The organism is Bacillus sp. AF62 (assembly GCF_050312695.1).
Lineage (GTDB): Bacteria > Bacillota > Bacilli > Bacillales > Bacillaceae_G > Bacillus_A > Bacillus_A cereus.
On sequence record NZ_JBNPJZ010000042.1, the window covers coordinates 1 to 15640 of the forward strand.

The following is a 15640-nucleotide window of genomic DNA, read 5'->3' on the forward strand; positions in this document are numbered from 1 at the left end:
GTTTTAAATAAAAGATAGAAAGACAAAAAAATAAGACCATCATATATAAGATGGTCAAGGAAGGGGACAATTTATGTCAATTTAATTAGGGATGGAAGCTGTTCAAAGACACTGGGGAATGTCTTATAAATTAGGGAGGAACAGCTTCGATACGTATACTATAAAAGGTGGATGTGACCTCTATGTGAACATAGAGTGAAAGATATGGGGATTTGAAAAATAGTACATATGAAATTGTTATTGCTAGCAATATTGAGTTAGGATATAGAGTTTTCCAGCATAAAACGAAAAGGAATCTGAATATAAATAAAAGTTGTAATCTATGAAAAAAAGGATTATGCTCAACTATATTATAAGAATATAAGGTTTGTCCCAATTGTTTAAGGGCTTTTAAAAAGCTTTTTATTTATGAGGGGAAAGCTTCACTTTAATAAGGGAGTTAGTGATATGGAAGTAACAAAAAAACAAGGGCTGTATAATCGTCTTATACGATTAAACCCACCACAAATATTAGCTTTAGGTTTTTTCTGCTTAATTGTGGTTGGCGGTTTGTTATTAAAGTTACCATTCGCAACGAAAGCACATATTAGTTGGGTAGATGCTTTCTTTACAGCAACGTCAGCAGCGACCGTAACTGGTTTGGGAGTAGTGGATACAGCAAGTACATTTACGATGTTTGGCGAAATTGTTATTATGTTTTTAATTCAAACAGGTGGTCTAGGTCTTATGACAATTGCCATTTTAATTGTTTGGGTATTAGGCAAAAAAATCGGATTACGCCATCGTTTATTAATTGGAGAAGCATTTAATCAAACAAATATAGGTGGTCTTGTAAAATTAGTAAAGCGTGTCTTTATATTTTCGATTTGTATTGAACTTATTGGGGTCATCTTTTTATCGTTTCGCTTTATTCCAGAGTTTGGTTTTGGAAAAGGTTTATACTATAGTATTTTTCATGTAATTGCATCTTATAATAATGCAGGCTTTGCTTTATGGCCAGATAATTTAACAAGATATGTAGGAGATCCCATTATTAATATTGGGATTTGCTCTTTAATTGTAATAGGTGGACTCGGTTTTACCGTATTAATTGATATATGGTATAGTCGCAGTTTTCGAAAATTATCACTTCACTCAAAAATAATGATTATTGGAACAGTAGTGCTAAATGTTATAGCAATGATTGTGATTTTTGTATTGGAATATAATAATGTGAAGACGTTAGGGAATTTATCTTTAAATGAAAAATTATGGGCTTCCTTCTTTCAAGGTATTACCCCGCGGACAGCTGGATTTAATACGGTTGACTATGGAGGTATGGAAGAATCATCTATATTATTTACGATGATTTTAATGTTTATTGGTGCAGGAAGTGTATCAACAGGTGGAGGAATTAAATTAACAACGTTTGTTATCTTAATTACATCTGTCCTTTCTTTCTTTAGAAAAAAGGAGGAAATTGTTTTATTTCAGCGTACAATTAAAATGTCGACAGTAACGAGGGCCTTAGCGATTGCTGTTGCCAGTCAAATACTTATTTTAGCGGCGGTATTCATATTAATGCTTACAGAAAACTTCAGCTTTATTCAATTATTATTTGAGACAATATCAGCGTTTGGCACAGTCGGATTAACGATGGGAGTTACTGCAAAGCTATCGGCATTCGGAAAATGTATTATTATGTTTGTTATGTTCTGCGGATTAATTGGACCATTAACACTTGTGTTCTCTTTAGCGCGACCAGCAAAACAAAAAATAAAATATCCATCGGAAGATGTGTTTACAGGATAAGGTATCCCGCGTTAAGCGAGATACCTTTTTCTTTTTTAGAACAGGGAGAACAATAGACCAATAAGTGCTACTCGGAATAAAATTGCGATAAGTGCAGCAATTCCACCGACAACTGCAGCGATACCGCCAGTTACAGTAGCTCCGCGATTATAAGCGTAAATACCGAGTAAAACAGAAACAAGACCAAATAGTGTTGGAAATGTAAATAGCGATAAGATAGATAGCGCAAGAGCGATAAAACCAGCAGTTGATCCAGCAGCGGACGATTTTACAACATCTTTATCGTCTTTATCATCGTAATCATAATCAATGCGTTGTGGTGCAACCTCAGCGGCGTACTCTTCTTTATAGTCACTATAATCACTATCTATTCTATCTCTTCTTTTATAATCATCAAATTTCTCAGTCAAAGTCATGACTCCTTTCATAACAAGGTTCAATAGTAGTATGTATCTCTTTTTCTTTTTTATCCTGCTATTTGTGGGAGTCGAGCTACGTACACATCCCATTGATTAAAGTTTCACTATACCAGAGCATGTACAGGGAGTAGTATCTTTTAAAAGGAGAAAAATGTTTTCTTGAAATAGGAAAAGTTAGTATGACTTCCTCTATTTTGGAAAGTATAAAAAGGAATAATGAGGAAAGGGTGCAATACATAATGGAACATCCAATTGAAAATTTAATGAAAACGGCAATGACAAATTTAAAAGAGATGGTAGATGTAAATACAATTGTTGGGAGCCCGGTTTCAACAGCTGACGGAAATGTAGTATTAACAGTATCTCAAGTGGCTTTTGGTTTTGGAGCTGGTGGAAGTGATTTTAAAGGGGATTTTATTACTGAAAAACATAAAGGTGGACAAAATCAGCATAAAGAGAACAAGCAAGGGCATCCATTTGGAGGAGGAAGCGGGGCTGGGGTTTCTATTAGTCCAGTAGCCTTTTTAGTAGTTGGTTCTAATGGGGTGCAAGTATTACATCTCAACAGCAGTACACATTTAATTGAAAAGGCTTTAAATACTGTACCAAGCACTGTAGATAAATTTGTGAATGGTCGTCAAAAGTGAACTTGCATTTTTTAGGAATTATGATATATTAGAAAAAGTGCGCTTTAGGATGATCGGAATAATTGAAATGTAAATATATATGATGTGTGGAATAAGGGAGAGGAATTTATGATTAATATCAAAAACTTAGTAGTTGGCTTATTTATGTTAGTAAGCGGCTTTGTTGTATATGTAATAAAAGAAAAAGCTCCATTCTAAAACAGACAAACCGTTAATGTCTGTTTTTAATTTGCGGAAAAAAGTTGACAAGTTATTGTATTGGTGTTAGAATTTTAATTCGTGTCTCGGTTACAGCTAGTATAAAGTAAATATCTCTTATGAATGCAATACGAAAAGTTTGCGAAAGATCGGGTAATTTTATCAACAACTTTTGTGAACAAACCCTATAAATTGTATTTGTAAGCTATATATGTATACTAGTGAATCAAGGAGCGGTCAGTGGAACCGTAATGATGAGAGAGAGGTAGGGCTTTCATCCAGTATATGTTACTTTCCCGTTAGGTGAATATAAAAAAGAGGACTCCTTTTAAAAGGAGTCCTCTTTCATTTTTTAAGTGCGACTTTCAACTTGTTGACAAATTTCATCCGTTGTTAAACCATGAGCTGTAATGACTGATCCTTTAATTGATGTATCTGCAATGCCCATCACATTAGAATCTTGCCCAGTTACAACGCAACAATCACACCCTTGTGCATCCTGTTCTGAGTTAAGTGTAACAACTTCATGACCTTGTTGCTGAAGAGCTTGTTGAACGTCTGTTAATGAGTTTTCAACGCCAATTCTAGCCATAATTCTCACCTCCTACCATCTAATTGCTAGTATGCTCAAGTTCACTGCATTTATGAAAAGACGGTAGGAAGTAAATCTTTGTTTAGTCGTTATATACGCCAGTAAGCATTTGACTAACGAATTGATCGTTTAATGTATCTTGGGCAGAAGAAGTATTTGAATGGATGTCGATTGAAGCAATAAAATGATTATGTTCTTGCGTATTTGGTTCTACCTCTACGTAATTATCGAATTTACAAAAACCTTTCGTATCCATTAGATCAAATAATTGCAGCATTTCTACTACCTCTTGTCTCGTTCCTTTAATTTGTACACACGCCATATTTATTTCCTCCTTCATTTTGACAAATTGTTTTTTAAAAATAGGATTATGATTACGAAATGAAAAATATGAATGTTATTTTTAGACAGCGCTATTTTTGTTATTTTCCCCCTTTTTCAGCAAAAGTCGTTATATATTCCCGGATTTATAAAATCGGACGTCCGTTTATTGAATACAATAGATTCGTATCAATTGATGAAAATCCTTCTTTTAAACAAATATTTTTTTAGTGGAAATTGGCGAAAAAAATTTTTTGACTTTTTGTAAACGTTAACAATGTTGTTAAATCAATATAAGTAAAGAAGTACGTACGATTAAAAATTATAAATTTTCTAAAAATTAACTTGATTTATTTAGAAAGGAGAGTAAACTAGGAAACAATAAAAAATTCATAGAACATAGGAGGCGCTTCTAGTGAATGAGCAATGGATTTTCTTAAATGGAGAATTTGTTCCAAAAGATGAGGCAAAAGTTTCAGTATATGATCATGGCTATTTATATGGCGATGGAGTGTTTGAAGGAATTAGAGTTTATAGCGGTAATGTTTTCCGTTTGAGAGAGCATCTTGTCCGGTTGTATGAATCAGCAAAATCAATCCTTTTAGAAATTCCATATTCATTAGATGAAGTAACAAATATTGTTGTTGAGACGATTCGACAAAATAAATTATCTAATGGATACATTCGCCTTGTTGTATCAAGAGGAGCAGGAAATCTTGGATTGGATCCCGATTCATGTAAGAAGCCGAATGTAGTAGTAATTGCAGAACAATTATCTTTATTCCCACAAGAATATTATGAGAAAGGGATTCCAGTTGTAACAGTTGCAACGCGCCGAAATCGTCCCGATGTTTTATCCCCTCAAGTAAAATCTTTAAATTACTTAAACAATATTTTAGTTCGTATTGAAGCGAAATTAGCTGGAGTACAAGAAGCACTTATGTTAAATGATCAAGGATATGTAGCTGAAGGCTCAGGAGATAACGTGTTTATTGTTAAAGGAAATAAATTAATTACACCACCAAGTTCTGCTGGAGCGTTAGAAGGTATTACACGAAACGCCATTTTAGAAATCGGCGAAAAACTTGGATATGACGTAAGAGAAGAGTTATTTACAAGACATGATGTATATGTAGCTGATGAAGTGTTTTTAACAGGAACAGCTGCTGAAGTTATTGCTGTTACGACAGTAGATGGTAGAACGATTGGCTTAGGGCAAACAGGTCCACATACGAACCGTTTATTAGAAGAGTTTCGTAAGTTAGTTGTAGAAGATGGAGAGAAAATTTACGAAGAAAATAAAGTTGGATAACAACTTTTTTAACATAAGAAAGCGTTGATAGGGAGGAGTAGTTGATTGTGAAGCCTCACAGAGAGTCGGTGGTTGCTGAAAACCGATGGTTCATGTCGACGAACATCGCCCTTGAGTGCTAAGCTAAAGCATTTGTCTAGGCTTAGACGGTAGCTCCGTTATTAGCTAGATCCATTTATGGATCACTGAGGCAAGAGTATTCTTGCAAAGAAGGGTGGTACCGCGAAATCTTTCGTCCCTTCAGCACATAGCTGGAGTGTGGACGTAGGATTTTTTTATTGTATAAAAGGTTGAAAAAGGGGGCTTATAAGAACAATGTCTTCAAAAACGGAAGAGAAACTTGCAACTGGTGCACAGCTATTGTTAGAAGCGCTAGAAAAGGAAGGCGTAGAAGTGATTTTCGGTTATCCGGGTGGTGCTGTTTTACCTCTATATGATGCATTGTATGATTGTGAAATTCCGCATATTTTAACAAGGCATGAGCAAGGGGCAATTCACGCTGCTGAAGGGTATGCCAGAATTACAGGGAACCCAGGGGTTGTAATTGCAACGAGTGGACCAGGTGCTACAAATGTAATTACGGGTCTAGCTGATGCGATGATTGATTCATTGCCACTTGTAGTATTTACAGGCCAAGTAGCAACAACGTTAATTGGGAGCGATGCTTTTCAAGAGGCGGATATTATGGGACTTACGATGCCAGTGACAAAACATAACTATCAAGTGCGAAAGGCCTCAGATTTACCTCGAATTATTAAAGAAGCATTTCATATTGCTAAAACAGGAAGACCAGGACCAGTCGTTATTGACCTTCCGAAAGATATGGTAGTCGAGAAAGGTGAGCGATGTAGCAATGTACAAATGGATTTACCAGGATATAACCCTAATTATGAACCGAATCTACTTCAAATAAACAAATTACTACAAGCAATTGAAACCGCAAAAAAACCGTTAATTTTAGCTGGAGCGGGTATACTGCATGCGAAAGCTTCGAAAGAATTGACAAGTTTTGCTCGTAAATATGAAATCCCTGTTGTGCATACATTACTTGGACTTGGTGGTTTTCCACCAGATGATGAACTATTTCTAGGGATGGGGGGAATGCACGGTTCTTACACAGCCAATATGGCGTTATATGAATGCGACTTACTCATTAATATAGGTGCGAGATTTGACGATCGTCTTACTGGGAATTTAGCTTTTTTTGCTAAAGGGGCGACTGTTGCACATATCGATATTGATCCAGCAGAAATCGGGAAAAATGTGCCAACAGAGATTCCTATTGTTGCAAGTGCTAAGCAGGCGTTAGAAGTATTGCTTCAATCAGAAGGAAAGAAAGAAAATCATCATGAATGGCTCTCTTTATTAAAGAGTAGAAAAGAAAAATATCCATTCTCTTATAAACGAAATTCTGAAAGTATTAAACCTCAATATGCGATTGATATGCTATATGAAATTACGAAGGGAGAAGCGATTGTAACAACAGACGTTGGGCAACACCAAATGTGGGCAGCGCAATATTATCCGCTGAAAAATCCAGATAAATGGGTAACTTCTGGCGGATTAGGAACGATGGGGTTCGGATTTCCAGCAGCAATCGGTGCGCAAATTGCAAAGCCTGAAGAATTAGTTATTGCAATTGTTGGTGATGCTGGGTTTCAAATGACTCTGCAAGAATTAAGTGTATTAAAAGAACACGCTTTACCCGTTAAAGTATTTATTTTAAATAATGAAGCTTTAGGAATGGTAAGACAATGGCAAGATGAATTTTATAATCAAAGATATTCACATTCTTTATTGCCATGCCAACCAGATTTCGTCGCTCTTGCGAATGCGTATGGTATAAAAGGTGTTCGTATTGACGATCCACTTCTTGCAAAGAAGCAATTGAAGCATGCGATCGAATTACAAGAGCCAGTCGTAATCGATTGTCGTGTACTTCAATCAGAGAAGGTTATGCCGATGGTTGCACCAGGAAAAGGTGTTCACCAAATGGAGGGAGTGGAAAAAGGGTGAAGAGAATTGTTACAGCGACAGTTCGAAATCAAAGTGGTGTGTTAAACAGAATTACAGGGGTTATGACACGAAGACATTTTAATATTGAAAGTATTTCAGTAGGTCATACAGAATCATCAGATATATCGCGAATGACGATTGTTGTACACGTTGAAAGTGAACAGCAAGTTGAGCAGTTAATTAAACAACTTCATAAGCAAATCGATGTTCTGAAAGTATCAGATATTACAGAAGAAGCAATGATTGCTAGAGAGCTTGCTCTTATTAAAGTAGCAACTTCTGTAGCGAGGGCAGAATTATATAGTTTAATTGAACCATTTCGGGCCGCTGTAATAGATGTTGGGAAGGATTCCATAGTTGTGCAAGTAACAGGTACGCAAGATAAAGTAGAAGCGTTAATTGAATTACTTCGTCCATACGGTTTAAAAGAAATTGCTAGAACAGGTGTAACAGCATTTACACGTAGTATGAAAAAACAAGATAAGCAAGTTATGTTAATTCAATAATCATTTAAATATAGGGGGAAATGAAAATGGCAAAAGTTTATTATGAGAAAGATGTAACAGTAAATGTATTAAAGGAAAAGAAAGTAGCAATCATCGGATATGGCTCGCAAGGTCATGCGCATGCGCAAAATTTACGTGATAACGGATTTGATGTAGTAGTAGGTTTAAGAAAAGGTAAGTCTTGGGATAAAGCGAATGAAGATGGGTTTTCTGTATATACAGTAGCAGAAGCAGCGGAAAAAGCTGATGTAGTAATGATTCTATTACCTGATGAATTACAACCAGAAGTATATGAAGCTGAAATTGCACCAAATTTACAGGCTGGAAACTCTCTCGTGTTCGCACATGGATTTAATGTTCACTTTGATCAAGTAAAACCACCAGCTAATGTAGATGTATTTCTAGTAGCGCCCAAAGGACCGGGGCATCTCGTACGCCGTACGTTCGCCGAGGGAGGGGCTGTTCCTGCATTATTTGCAGTATATCAAGATGCAACAGGAGTTGCGACTGAAAAAGCACTTTCTTATGCTGACGGAATTGGAGCAACGAGAGCTGGTGTATTAGAAACGACATTTAAAGAAGAAACAGAAACAGATTTATTTGGAGAGCAAGCTGTACTCTGCGGCGGAGTGACTGCACTTGTAAAAGCAGGATTTGAAACGTTAGTTGATGCGGGATACCAGCCTGAACTTGCATATTTTGAATGTTTACATGAACTGAAGCTAATCGTTGACCTTATGTATGAAGGTGGACTTGAAAATATGAGATATTCAGTTTCAGATACAGCGCAGTGGGGAGACTTCGTATCAGGACCACGCGTTGTTACTGAAGATACGAAGAAAGCGATGGGGGCAGTATTAGCAGAAATTCAAGATGGGACATTTGCAAGAGGCTGGATTGCAGAGCATAAAGCAGGAAGACCAAATTTCCACGCGACAAATGAGAAAGAGAATGAACATGAAATCGAAGTGGTAGGACGTAAATTACGTGAAATGATGCCTTTCGTACAGCCACGAGTAAAGGTAGGGATTAAATAATATGAAGCAGATTTTGTTCATGGATACAACGCTTCGTGATGGCGAACAATCACCAGGAGTAAATTTAAATGAACAAGAGAAGTTACAAATTGCTAGGCAATTAGAGAGGCTTGGTATTCATGTAATGGAAGCTGGATTCGCGGCAGCTTCCGAAGGTGACTTCCAATCGGTAAAACGCATCGCGAATACAATTCAAAATGCTACGGTTATGAGTTTAGCTAGAGCGAAAGAAAGTGACATTCGAAGAGCATATGAAGCTGTGAAAGGTGCTGTATCTCCTCGTCTACACGTATTTCTAGCTACGAGTGATATTCATATGAAATATAAACTTTGTATGTCAAAAGAAGATGTGTTAAATAGTATTCATCGTTCGGTTACGCTTGGAAAATCATTATTTCCGACAGTACAATTTTCTGCAGAAGATGCGACAAGAACATCGAGAGCATTTTTAGCTGAAGCAGTAGAAACTGCGATTCGCGCAGGAGCGAATGTAATTAATATTCCGGATACAGTTGGATATACGAATCCGGAAGAATATTATTCTCTTTTTAGATACTTACAAGAATCCGTTCCATCATATGAAAAAGCGATTTTTTCTTGTCATTGTCACGACGATCTTGGTATGGCAGTAGCAAATTCGTTAGCTGCGGTTGAAGGCGGAGCAGTGCAAGTAGAAGGAACGATTAATGGCATTGGAGAAAGAGCAGGGAATGCAGCGTTAGAAGAAGTTGCGGTTGCTCTTCATATTAGAAAAGATTTTTATAAAGCAGAACCTTCGATGACTTTAAAAGAGATTAAGGCAACGAGTACATTAGTAAGCAGGTTAACGGGTATGGTTGTACCGAAAAATAAAGCAATCGTTGGAGCGAATGCATTTGCTCATGAATCAGGCATCCACCAAGATGGGGTTCTAAAAGAAGTAACAACTTATGAAATTATCGAACCAGCGCTTATAGGAGAATCTCAAAATCTCTTTGTACTTGGGAAACATTCTGGCCGTCATGCGTTTACGGAAAAAATGAAAGAGCTTGGTTATGAATTTACAAATGAAGAGCGAGATGCGGCATTCGAAGCATTTAAAAAATTGGCGGATCGTAAAAAGGAAATTACTGAGGAAGATTTACGCGCAATTATGCTTGGTGAAGCAGCATTTGCAGCCCAGCAATATAACATTACGCAATTACAAGTGCATTTCGTATCAAATAGTACACAATGCGCAACAGTTGTGCTGAAGGATGAGGAAGGAAATGTATATGAAGATGCAGCCACTGGTTCTGGTAGTATTGAAGCGATATACAATGCGATTCAAAGAATTTTAGGATTAGAATGTGAATTGGCAGATTATCGCATACAATCTATTACACAAGGTCAAGATGCACTTGCTCACGTTCATGTTGAATTAAAAGAAGGTAGTCACCAAATATCAGGTTTTGGAGTTGCGCAAGACGTATTGGAAGCGTCGGCGAGAGCTTATGTCCATGCAGCAGGGAAATTAAAATCTCTTATAGCGCTTGTGAAATAAATATTTGATAGGTGAGAGAAGCTTTCCTCATCTATCAAATCAAAGTTCTGAAAATTCAGTTAAAAGGAGTGTTAAAAATGGAAAAACGTATCGTTTGTTTAGCTGGTGATGGTGTTGGTCCAGAAGTTATGGAAAGTGCGAAGGAAGTATTGCATATGGTAGAAAGGCTATATGGACATCATTTTCATTTGCAAGATGAGTACTTTGGTGGTGTTGCTATCGATTTAACTGGGCAACCATTACCACAGCGAACACTTGCCGCCTGTTTAGCGAGTGATGCGGTTTTACTTGGAGCAGTAGGTGGACCAAGGTGGGATAGTGCGAAAGAAAGGCCTGAGAAAGGATTATTAGCATTAAGAAAAGGACTCGGTGTATTTGCGAATGTTCGCCCTGTAACGGTAGAAAGTGCAACTGCACATTTATCACCATTAAAAAATGCTGATGAAATTGATTTCGTTGTCGTTCGTGAATTAACAGGCGGAATTTATTTTTCTTATCCGAAAGAGCGAACGGAAGAAGTGGCGACAGATACACTTACGTATCATCGACATGAAATTGAACGTATCGTTTCGTATGCCTTTCAATTAGCAAATAAGCGGAAGAAAAAAGTAACATCTATTGATAAAGCGAATGTTTTAGAGTCTAGTAAACTATGGAGAAATGTGACAGAAGAAGTAGCACTTCGCTACCCAAATGTGGAAGTAGAACACATTTTAGTAGATGCAGCGGCTATGGAATTAATTCGGAATCCAGGAAGATTTGACGTTATTGTAACGGAAAATTTATTTGGTGATATTTTAAGTGATGAGGCTTCAGTATTAGCTGGATCATTAGGAATGCTTCCATCAGCAAGTCACGCTGAAAAGGGGCCTTCATTATACGAGCCTATTCACGGATCAGCACCGGATATTGCGGGGAAAAATAAGGCGAATCCAATTGCGATGATGCGTTCTGTTGCAATGATGCTTGGGCAATCGTTCGGATTAACGAGAGAAGGATATGCAATTGAAGAAGCAGTTTCTGCAGTCCTTAAATCTGGAAAATGTACAGCAGATATCGGGGGGGCTGAAACGACAACTTCGTTTACAAAGGCAGTTATTCAAGAAATGGAAGAGCAAGCGTTAGTAGGGAGAGGAAGATAATGGGGAAAAGGTTACTAGATAAGCTTTGGGAAAGACATGTAGTTGCGACAAATGAAAATGGATTGGATTTATTATATATCGATCTACATCTTGTTCATGAAGTAACGTCACCGCAAGCCTTTGAAGGCTTGCGGCTTACAAATCGAACAGTCCGCAGACCAGATTTAACATTTGCAACGATGGATCATAATATTCCAACGAAAGATGTTTGGAATATTACCGATCGCATTGCGAAGCAGCAACTAGATACACTTCGGGAAAACTGTAAACAATTTCAGGTGCCATTAGCGGATATCGGAGATGAAGAGCAAGGGATCGTTCATGTTATAGGACCAGAACTTGGACTCACACAGCCAGGGAAAACGATTGTTTGTGGTGATAGTCATACAGCAACACACGGTGCTTTTGGCGCACTAGCGTTTGGTATTGGTACGAGTGAAGTGGAACATGTATTGGCAACGCAAACGTTATGGCAACGAAAGCCGAAAGCGATGGGCATTGAGTTAAAAGGAAAGTTACCGCAAGGTGTTTATGCGAAAGATATTATTTTACATCTCCTTTCAAAGTACGGAGTAGCAGTTGGAACAGGTTACGTAATGGAGTTTTACGGAGAGGCCATTCATGCTATGGATATGGAAGAGAGGATGACGCTTTGCAATATGGCAATTGAAGGGGGAGCGAAGGCTGGCATTATTGCACCAGATGAAAAAACGGTTGCTTACGTAAAAGGACGTAAATATGCACCGAAAGACTATGAATCTATTAAGGAAAAATGGTCGGAACTTTATACAGATTTAGATGCAGTTTATGATTTACATATTATAGTAGATGTTACGGATTTAGCGCCGTACGTTACGTGGGGAACAAATCCTAGTATGGGTGTTCGGATTGATGAGAAATTGCCAGAAAAGCATGATGCAAATGACGAAAGAGCGTTTTCTTATATGGGATTGAGTCCCGGACAAAGTACGTATGACATTCCAGTTCAACATGTTTTCATTGGATCTTGTACAAATTCTAGGCTTTCTGATTTAGAAATTGCTGCATCTGTCGTGAAAGGTAAAAAAGTAAAAGAAGGTGTGCGAGCACTTGTTGTACCTGGATCCCAAAGGGTAAGAGAAGCAGCGATGCATAAAGGATTACATCGCATATTTGAAGAAGCTGGATTTGAATGGAGAGAGCCCGGATGCTCAATGTGTCTAGGTATGAATCCAGATCAAGTGCCTGAAGGAGAACATTGTGCCTCTACGTCAAATCGCAATTTTGAAGGAAGACAAGGAAAGGGAGCACGAACGCATTTAGTTAGCCCGGCAATGGCGGCAGCGGCTGCGTTACATGGTCATTTTGTTGATATTAGAAAGGAGAGTTATGATGGAGCCATTTCGTATTCATAAAGGTACTGCCGCAGTACTGATGAATGATAACATTGATACAGATCAAATTATTCCGAAGCAATATTTAAAGAGAATTGAAAGAACTGGGTTTGGGAAGTTTTTATTTGATGAGTGGCGATATGATAATAATCGCCAAGAAAACCCTAATTTCCCGCTTAATGCGCAAGAAAGAAAAGGAGCCAGCATATTAATTACAGGTGATAATTTTGGATGTGGCTCGTCTAGAGAACATGCTCCATGGGCGCTTGCTGATTATGGTTTCCGCGTTATTATCGCTGGAGGATTTGCCGATATCTTTTATATGAATTGTATGAAGAATGGCATGTTACCGATTGTAATGGACAAAGATATGCGTGAACAACTTGCAAAAACAGATGCGAGGGAACAAATCACAGTTGATTTAGAAAATGAAATAATTATAACGAATATGCACAGATTCCATTTTACAATCGAGAAAATGTGGAAAGAGAAGTTATTGAATGGTTTAGATGAAATTAGTATTACAATGCAATATGAACAAGAAATAAAAGAGTATGAAAGAAAAGTGGCTTTACATTAAAAAAGTGACGGAATATTAAAAATGTATTTACATTCAAAATTAACTGTTATATACTATGTGAAAATCAGAGGAGAAAGGGAGTAAGTATTATGAATACAATAAAATCTATTACAATGCTTACACAACTACATCATCATACATGAAACCCTTGAACCTAGCGTGAAAACGTGTAGGTACAAGGGTTATTCCCGTTGTACCTACACTCTACTGAAGAGCCTTGTAGGTATTTTGTCTACAAGGCTCTTTTTATTTTCGGCTTAGGTGAATGGAATAGGCATACATTAGAAGGGGAAAGGTGTGAAAATTTAGATGACAAAATGGAAACGGGCGAACCCGAATGGAACGAGAGATTATTTATTCGAAGAATGTACGTTAATTGAAGAAGTGGAGCAAAAATTAAGGCTTACTTTTTTAGAGAGAGGTTATGAGGAAATAAGAACACCTACAATTGAATTTTATGATGTTTTTGCATTTCAAAATAGACCGATAGATGAAGAGAAAATGTATAAATTTTTTGATGAAAAGGGAAGGATTATCGTTTTACGTCCAGATATGACAATTCCTTTAGCAAGAGTGATTGGAACACAGAGATGGGATACGCCACTTAAAGTGACGTATAGCGGGAATGTATTTCGAGCCAATGAATCCCATTCTGGAAAATATAATGAAATCGTACAAAGTGGTATTGAAGTTATCGGGATTGATAATGTAAGAGCTGAAATTGAATGTGTAATAAGTGTCATTCAAGCACTTCAAAAGTTGAAGGTGCAATCTTTTACAATTGAGATTGGGCAAGTACAGTTATATAAATGTATTGTAAAAAAGCTCTCCATCCATGATGAAGAAGAAAGGGTACTTAGAACGTATATAGAAAGTAAAAATTATGCTGCCCTCTCAAATTTTATCGGAGAAAAGAAATTAGATCGATGCGATGAGACAGTAAGATTACTTGAGAAATTACCAAGGCTATTTGGAAATTTAGAAGTTATTGAGGAGGCAGAAAAGCTTGCTTCAAGTAATGAAATGAAAATGGCAATTGCAAGAGTAAAAGAAATGTATGAAACAATTGAAACGTTAGGATATGGTTCTTACATATCAATTGATTTGGGCATGATTCAACACTTAGATTACTATACGGGTGTTATTTTCAAAGGATATATATATGAAATTGGAGAAGAAATCGTTAGTGGCGGAAGATACGATGAGCTAATTGGGAATTTTGGAGAAATGCTGCCAGCTGTTGGACTCGCGGTACAAGTAAATCAAATTGTGAAGGCGCTGCAAGAGCAGCAAGAACCATATGAACGAAATCAAATTGATATTGTGATTTATTATGAGTTAAATAGATTAGCGGAAGCAGAAAGGTTACGAAATTTACTTCGAAAGGATGGGAAAAATGCTTGGTTATCTCTATTCTCTAATTTAAGCGATACCTTTCAATTTGCAAGAAAAAATAAAATAGGAACGGTCGTTGAGGCAAAGAATGAATATTTAGTGGAATATGTATGGAATGAGAAATGGGTAGTCCAGAAAGAAGGAGAGGCTTCATGCGTAACATTCAAATTGCGTTAACGAAAGGAAGGTTAGAAAAACATGTCATTCCACTTTTTGAGCAGATTGGAATTGATTGTTCCGATCTCAAAAATAAAGGTCGGAAGCTTGTATTTCAAAGTAAAAATACAAATGTTTCATTTATTTTAGTAAAAGCGGTTGATGTTGCTACTTATGTAGAACATGGGGTAGCTGATATTGGGATCGTTGGAAAAGATATTTTAATGGAAAACGAGAAAGATATTTATGAAATGCTGGATTTAGGAGTGGGGATTTGTAAGTTTTGTGTTGCTTCTATTCCTACGTATAATCCGAAGAGTTACCGGAAGAAAAGAATTGCTACGAAATACCCGCATATTACTTCTACTTATTTTCATGATAAGGGAGAGGATGTAGAAATTATTAAAATAGAAGGTTCTGTAGAAATCGCTCCTCTTCTTGGATTGGCAGATGCGATTGTAGATATTGTTGAAACAGGAAAAACATTACAAGAGAATGGACTTATTGTATTTGAGGAAATGCACTCTATATCGGCTCGGATGATTGTAAATAAGGCAGCCTTAAAAACTAAAAAAGACGAAATATTCAGTATCGTAAATATGATGGAGCAAGAAATCTTATCAGGGAAATAGG

16 protein-coding genes and 1 other annotated feature are annotated in these 15640 nt (G+C 37.0%); of the genes, 13 read left to right on the plus strand and 3 right to left on the minus strand.

Annotated elements, in window-relative coordinates:
• The first annotated feature begins 447 nt into the window (after window positions 1-447).
• Window positions 448-1791, plus strand: coding sequence for a TrkH family potassium uptake protein (locus ACQRBL_RS06715; protein WP_411995797.1), 1344 nt, complete (start codon window positions 448-450; stop codon window positions 1789-1791).
• Window positions 1792-1826: 35 nt separating this feature from the next.
• Here ACQRBL_RS06715 and ACQRBL_RS06720 read toward each other — a convergent pair whose 3' ends face one another.
• A complete protein-coding gene (locus ACQRBL_RS06720; protein WP_000136546.1) occupies window positions 1827-2201 on the minus strand; it encodes a hypothetical protein in 375 nt (124 codons plus the stop codon).
• 188 nt (window positions 2202-2389) lie between these two features.
• On the opposite strand from ACQRBL_RS06720, the gene ytfJ reads away from it, so the two are divergent.
• Both ytfJ and ACQRBL_RS06730 read left to right on the plus strand, forming a co-directional pair.
• A complete protein-coding gene (gene ytfJ, locus ACQRBL_RS06725) occupies window positions 2390-2857 on the plus strand; it encodes a GerW family sporulation protein (RefSeq protein ID WP_120459938.1) in 468 nt (155 codons plus the stop codon).
• Window positions 2858-2965: 108 nt separating this feature from the next.
• On the plus strand, window positions 2966-3055 hold the full coding sequence (locus ACQRBL_RS06730; protein ID WP_000608227.1) for a hypothetical protein: 90 nt from the start codon (window positions 2966-2968) through the stop codon (window positions 3053-3055).
• 352 nt (window positions 3056-3407) lie between these two features.
• On the opposite strand, the gene ACQRBL_RS06735 is transcribed toward ACQRBL_RS06730, so the two are convergent.
• Both ACQRBL_RS06735 and ACQRBL_RS06740 read right to left on the minus strand, forming a co-directional pair.
• On the minus strand, window positions 3408-3647 hold the full coding sequence (locus tag ACQRBL_RS06735; protein ID WP_000101022.1) for a YkuS family protein: 240 nt from the start codon (window positions 3645-3647) through the stop codon (window positions 3408-3410).
• An 82-nt stretch (window positions 3648-3729) separates the two neighbouring features.
• Window positions 3730-3969 carry a DUF3911 family protein gene (locus ACQRBL_RS06740; RefSeq protein WP_000752514.1) on the minus strand — a complete coding sequence of 80 codons (240 nt, stop codon included), beginning with the start codon at window positions 3967-3969 and terminating at the stop codon, window positions 3730-3732.
• 414 nt (window positions 3970-4383) lie between these two features.
• Between ACQRBL_RS06740 and ilvE the strand changes: the two genes are divergently transcribed.
• The 10 genes from ilvE (at window position 4384) to hisG (ending at window position 15639) form a co-directional block, all read left to right on the plus strand.
• Complete coding sequence (gene ilvE / locus ACQRBL_RS06745; RefSeq protein WP_001005486.1) at window positions 4384-5280, plus strand: branched-chain-amino-acid transaminase; 897 nt, start codon at window positions 4384-4386, stop codon at window positions 5278-5280.
• Between the two features lie 15 nt (window positions 5281-5295).
• Window positions 5296-5523 (plus strand) — a binding site (T-box leader).
• A 72-nt stretch (window positions 5524-5595) separates the two neighbouring features.
• The gene (ilvB, locus tag ACQRBL_RS06750; RefSeq protein WP_411995796.1) at window positions 5596-7296 is read left to right on the plus strand and encodes an acetolactate synthase large subunit; all 1701 of its coding nucleotides are present in this window, start codon (window positions 5596-5598) and stop codon (window positions 7294-7296) included.
• Window positions 7293-7802, plus strand: coding sequence for an acetolactate synthase small subunit (gene ilvN, locus ACQRBL_RS06755; protein WP_000822952.1), 510 nt, complete (start codon window positions 7293-7295; stop codon window positions 7800-7802). The genes ilvB and ilvN overlap by 4 nt, the downstream gene beginning before the upstream one ends.
• Before the next feature lie 26 nt (window positions 7803-7828).
• Entirely contained in the window at window positions 7829-8839 is a 1011-nt protein-coding gene (gene ilvC / locus ACQRBL_RS06760) for a ketol-acid reductoisomerase (protein ID WP_001151740.1), read from the plus strand.
• A gap of 1 nt (window position 8840) precedes the next feature.
• On the plus strand, window positions 8841-10361 hold the full coding sequence (gene leuA / locus ACQRBL_RS06765; protein WP_000809597.1) for a 2-isopropylmalate synthase: 1521 nt from the start codon (window positions 8841-8843) through the stop codon (window positions 10359-10361).
• Between the two features lie 77 nt (window positions 10362-10438).
• Window positions 10439-11503 carry a 3-isopropylmalate dehydrogenase gene (gene leuB, locus ACQRBL_RS06770; protein ID WP_411995795.1) on the plus strand — a complete coding sequence of 355 codons (1065 nt, stop codon included), beginning with the start codon at window positions 10439-10441 and terminating at the stop codon, window positions 11501-11503.
• On the plus strand, window positions 11503-12897 hold the full coding sequence (gene leuC / locus ACQRBL_RS06775) for a 3-isopropylmalate dehydratase large subunit (protein ID WP_000518098.1): 1395 nt from the start codon (window positions 11503-11505) through the stop codon (window positions 12895-12897). The genes leuB and leuC overlap by 1 nt, the downstream gene beginning before the upstream one ends.
• Window positions 12875-13456: a 3-isopropylmalate dehydratase small subunit gene (leuD, locus tag ACQRBL_RS06780; RefSeq protein ID WP_000433187.1), complete on the plus strand. Its 582-nt coding sequence runs from the start codon at window positions 12875-12877 to the stop codon at window positions 13454-13456. Before leuC ends, leuD begins: the two co-directional genes overlap by 23 nt.
• A gap of 309 nt (window positions 13457-13765) precedes the next feature.
• Window positions 13766-15028, plus strand: a complete 1263-nt coding sequence (locus ACQRBL_RS06785; protein ID WP_411995794.1) for an ATP phosphoribosyltransferase regulatory subunit — start codon at window positions 13766-13768, stop codon at window positions 15026-15028.
• Window positions 15004-15639 carry an ATP phosphoribosyltransferase gene (gene hisG / locus ACQRBL_RS06790; RefSeq protein WP_001244467.1) on the plus strand — a complete coding sequence of 212 codons (636 nt, stop codon included), beginning with the start codon at window positions 15004-15006 and terminating at the stop codon, window positions 15637-15639. Before ACQRBL_RS06785 ends, hisG begins: the two co-directional genes overlap by 25 nt.
• The last annotated feature ends 1 nt before the right edge of the window (window position 15640 follow it).

Bases quoted from the DNA above. Each gene is read 5' to 3' on its own strand.
- ACQRBL_RS06715 (WP_411995797.1), top strand. From the start codon at position 448: ATGGAAGTAACAAAAAAACAAGGGCTGTATAATCGTCTTATACGATTA.
- ytfJ (WP_120459938.1), top strand. From the start codon at position 2,390: ATGACTTCCTCTATTTTGGAAAGTATAAAAAGGAATAATGAGGAAAGG.
- ACQRBL_RS06730 (WP_000608227.1), top strand. From the start codon at position 2,966: ATGATTAATATCAAAAACTTAGTAGTTGGCTTATTTATGTTAGTAAGC.
- ACQRBL_RS06735 (WP_000101022.1), bottom strand. From the start codon at position 3,647: ATGGCTAGAATTGGCGTTGAAAACTCATTAACAGACGTTCAACAAGCT.
- ACQRBL_RS06740 (WP_000752514.1), bottom strand. From the start codon at position 3,969: ATGGCGTGTGTACAAATTAAAGGAACGAGACAAGAGGTAGTAGAAATG.
- ilvB (WP_411995796.1), top strand. From the start codon at position 5,596: ATGTCTTCAAAAACGGAAGAGAAACTTGCAACTGGTGCACAGCTATTG.
- ilvC (WP_001151740.1), top strand. From the start codon at position 7,829: ATGGCAAAAGTTTATTATGAGAAAGATGTAACAGTAAATGTATTAAAG.
- leuA (WP_000809597.1), top strand. From the start codon at position 8,841: ATGAAGCAGATTTTGTTCATGGATACAACGCTTCGTGATGGCGAACAA.
- leuB (WP_411995795.1), top strand. From the start codon at position 10,439: ATGGAAAAACGTATCGTTTGTTTAGCTGGTGATGGTGTTGGTCCAGAA.
- leuC (WP_000518098.1), top strand. From the start codon at position 11,503: ATGGGGAAAAGGTTACTAGATAAGCTTTGGGAAAGACATGTAGTTGCG.
- leuD (WP_000433187.1), top strand. From the start codon at position 12,875: ATGGAGCCATTTCGTATTCATAAAGGTACTGCCGCAGTACTGATGAAT.
- ACQRBL_RS06785 (WP_411995794.1), top strand. From the start codon at position 13,766: ATGACAAAATGGAAACGGGCGAACCCGAATGGAACGAGAGATTATTTA.
- hisG (WP_001244467.1), top strand. From the start codon at position 15,004: ATGCGTAACATTCAAATTGCGTTAACGAAAGGAAGGTTAGAAAAACAT.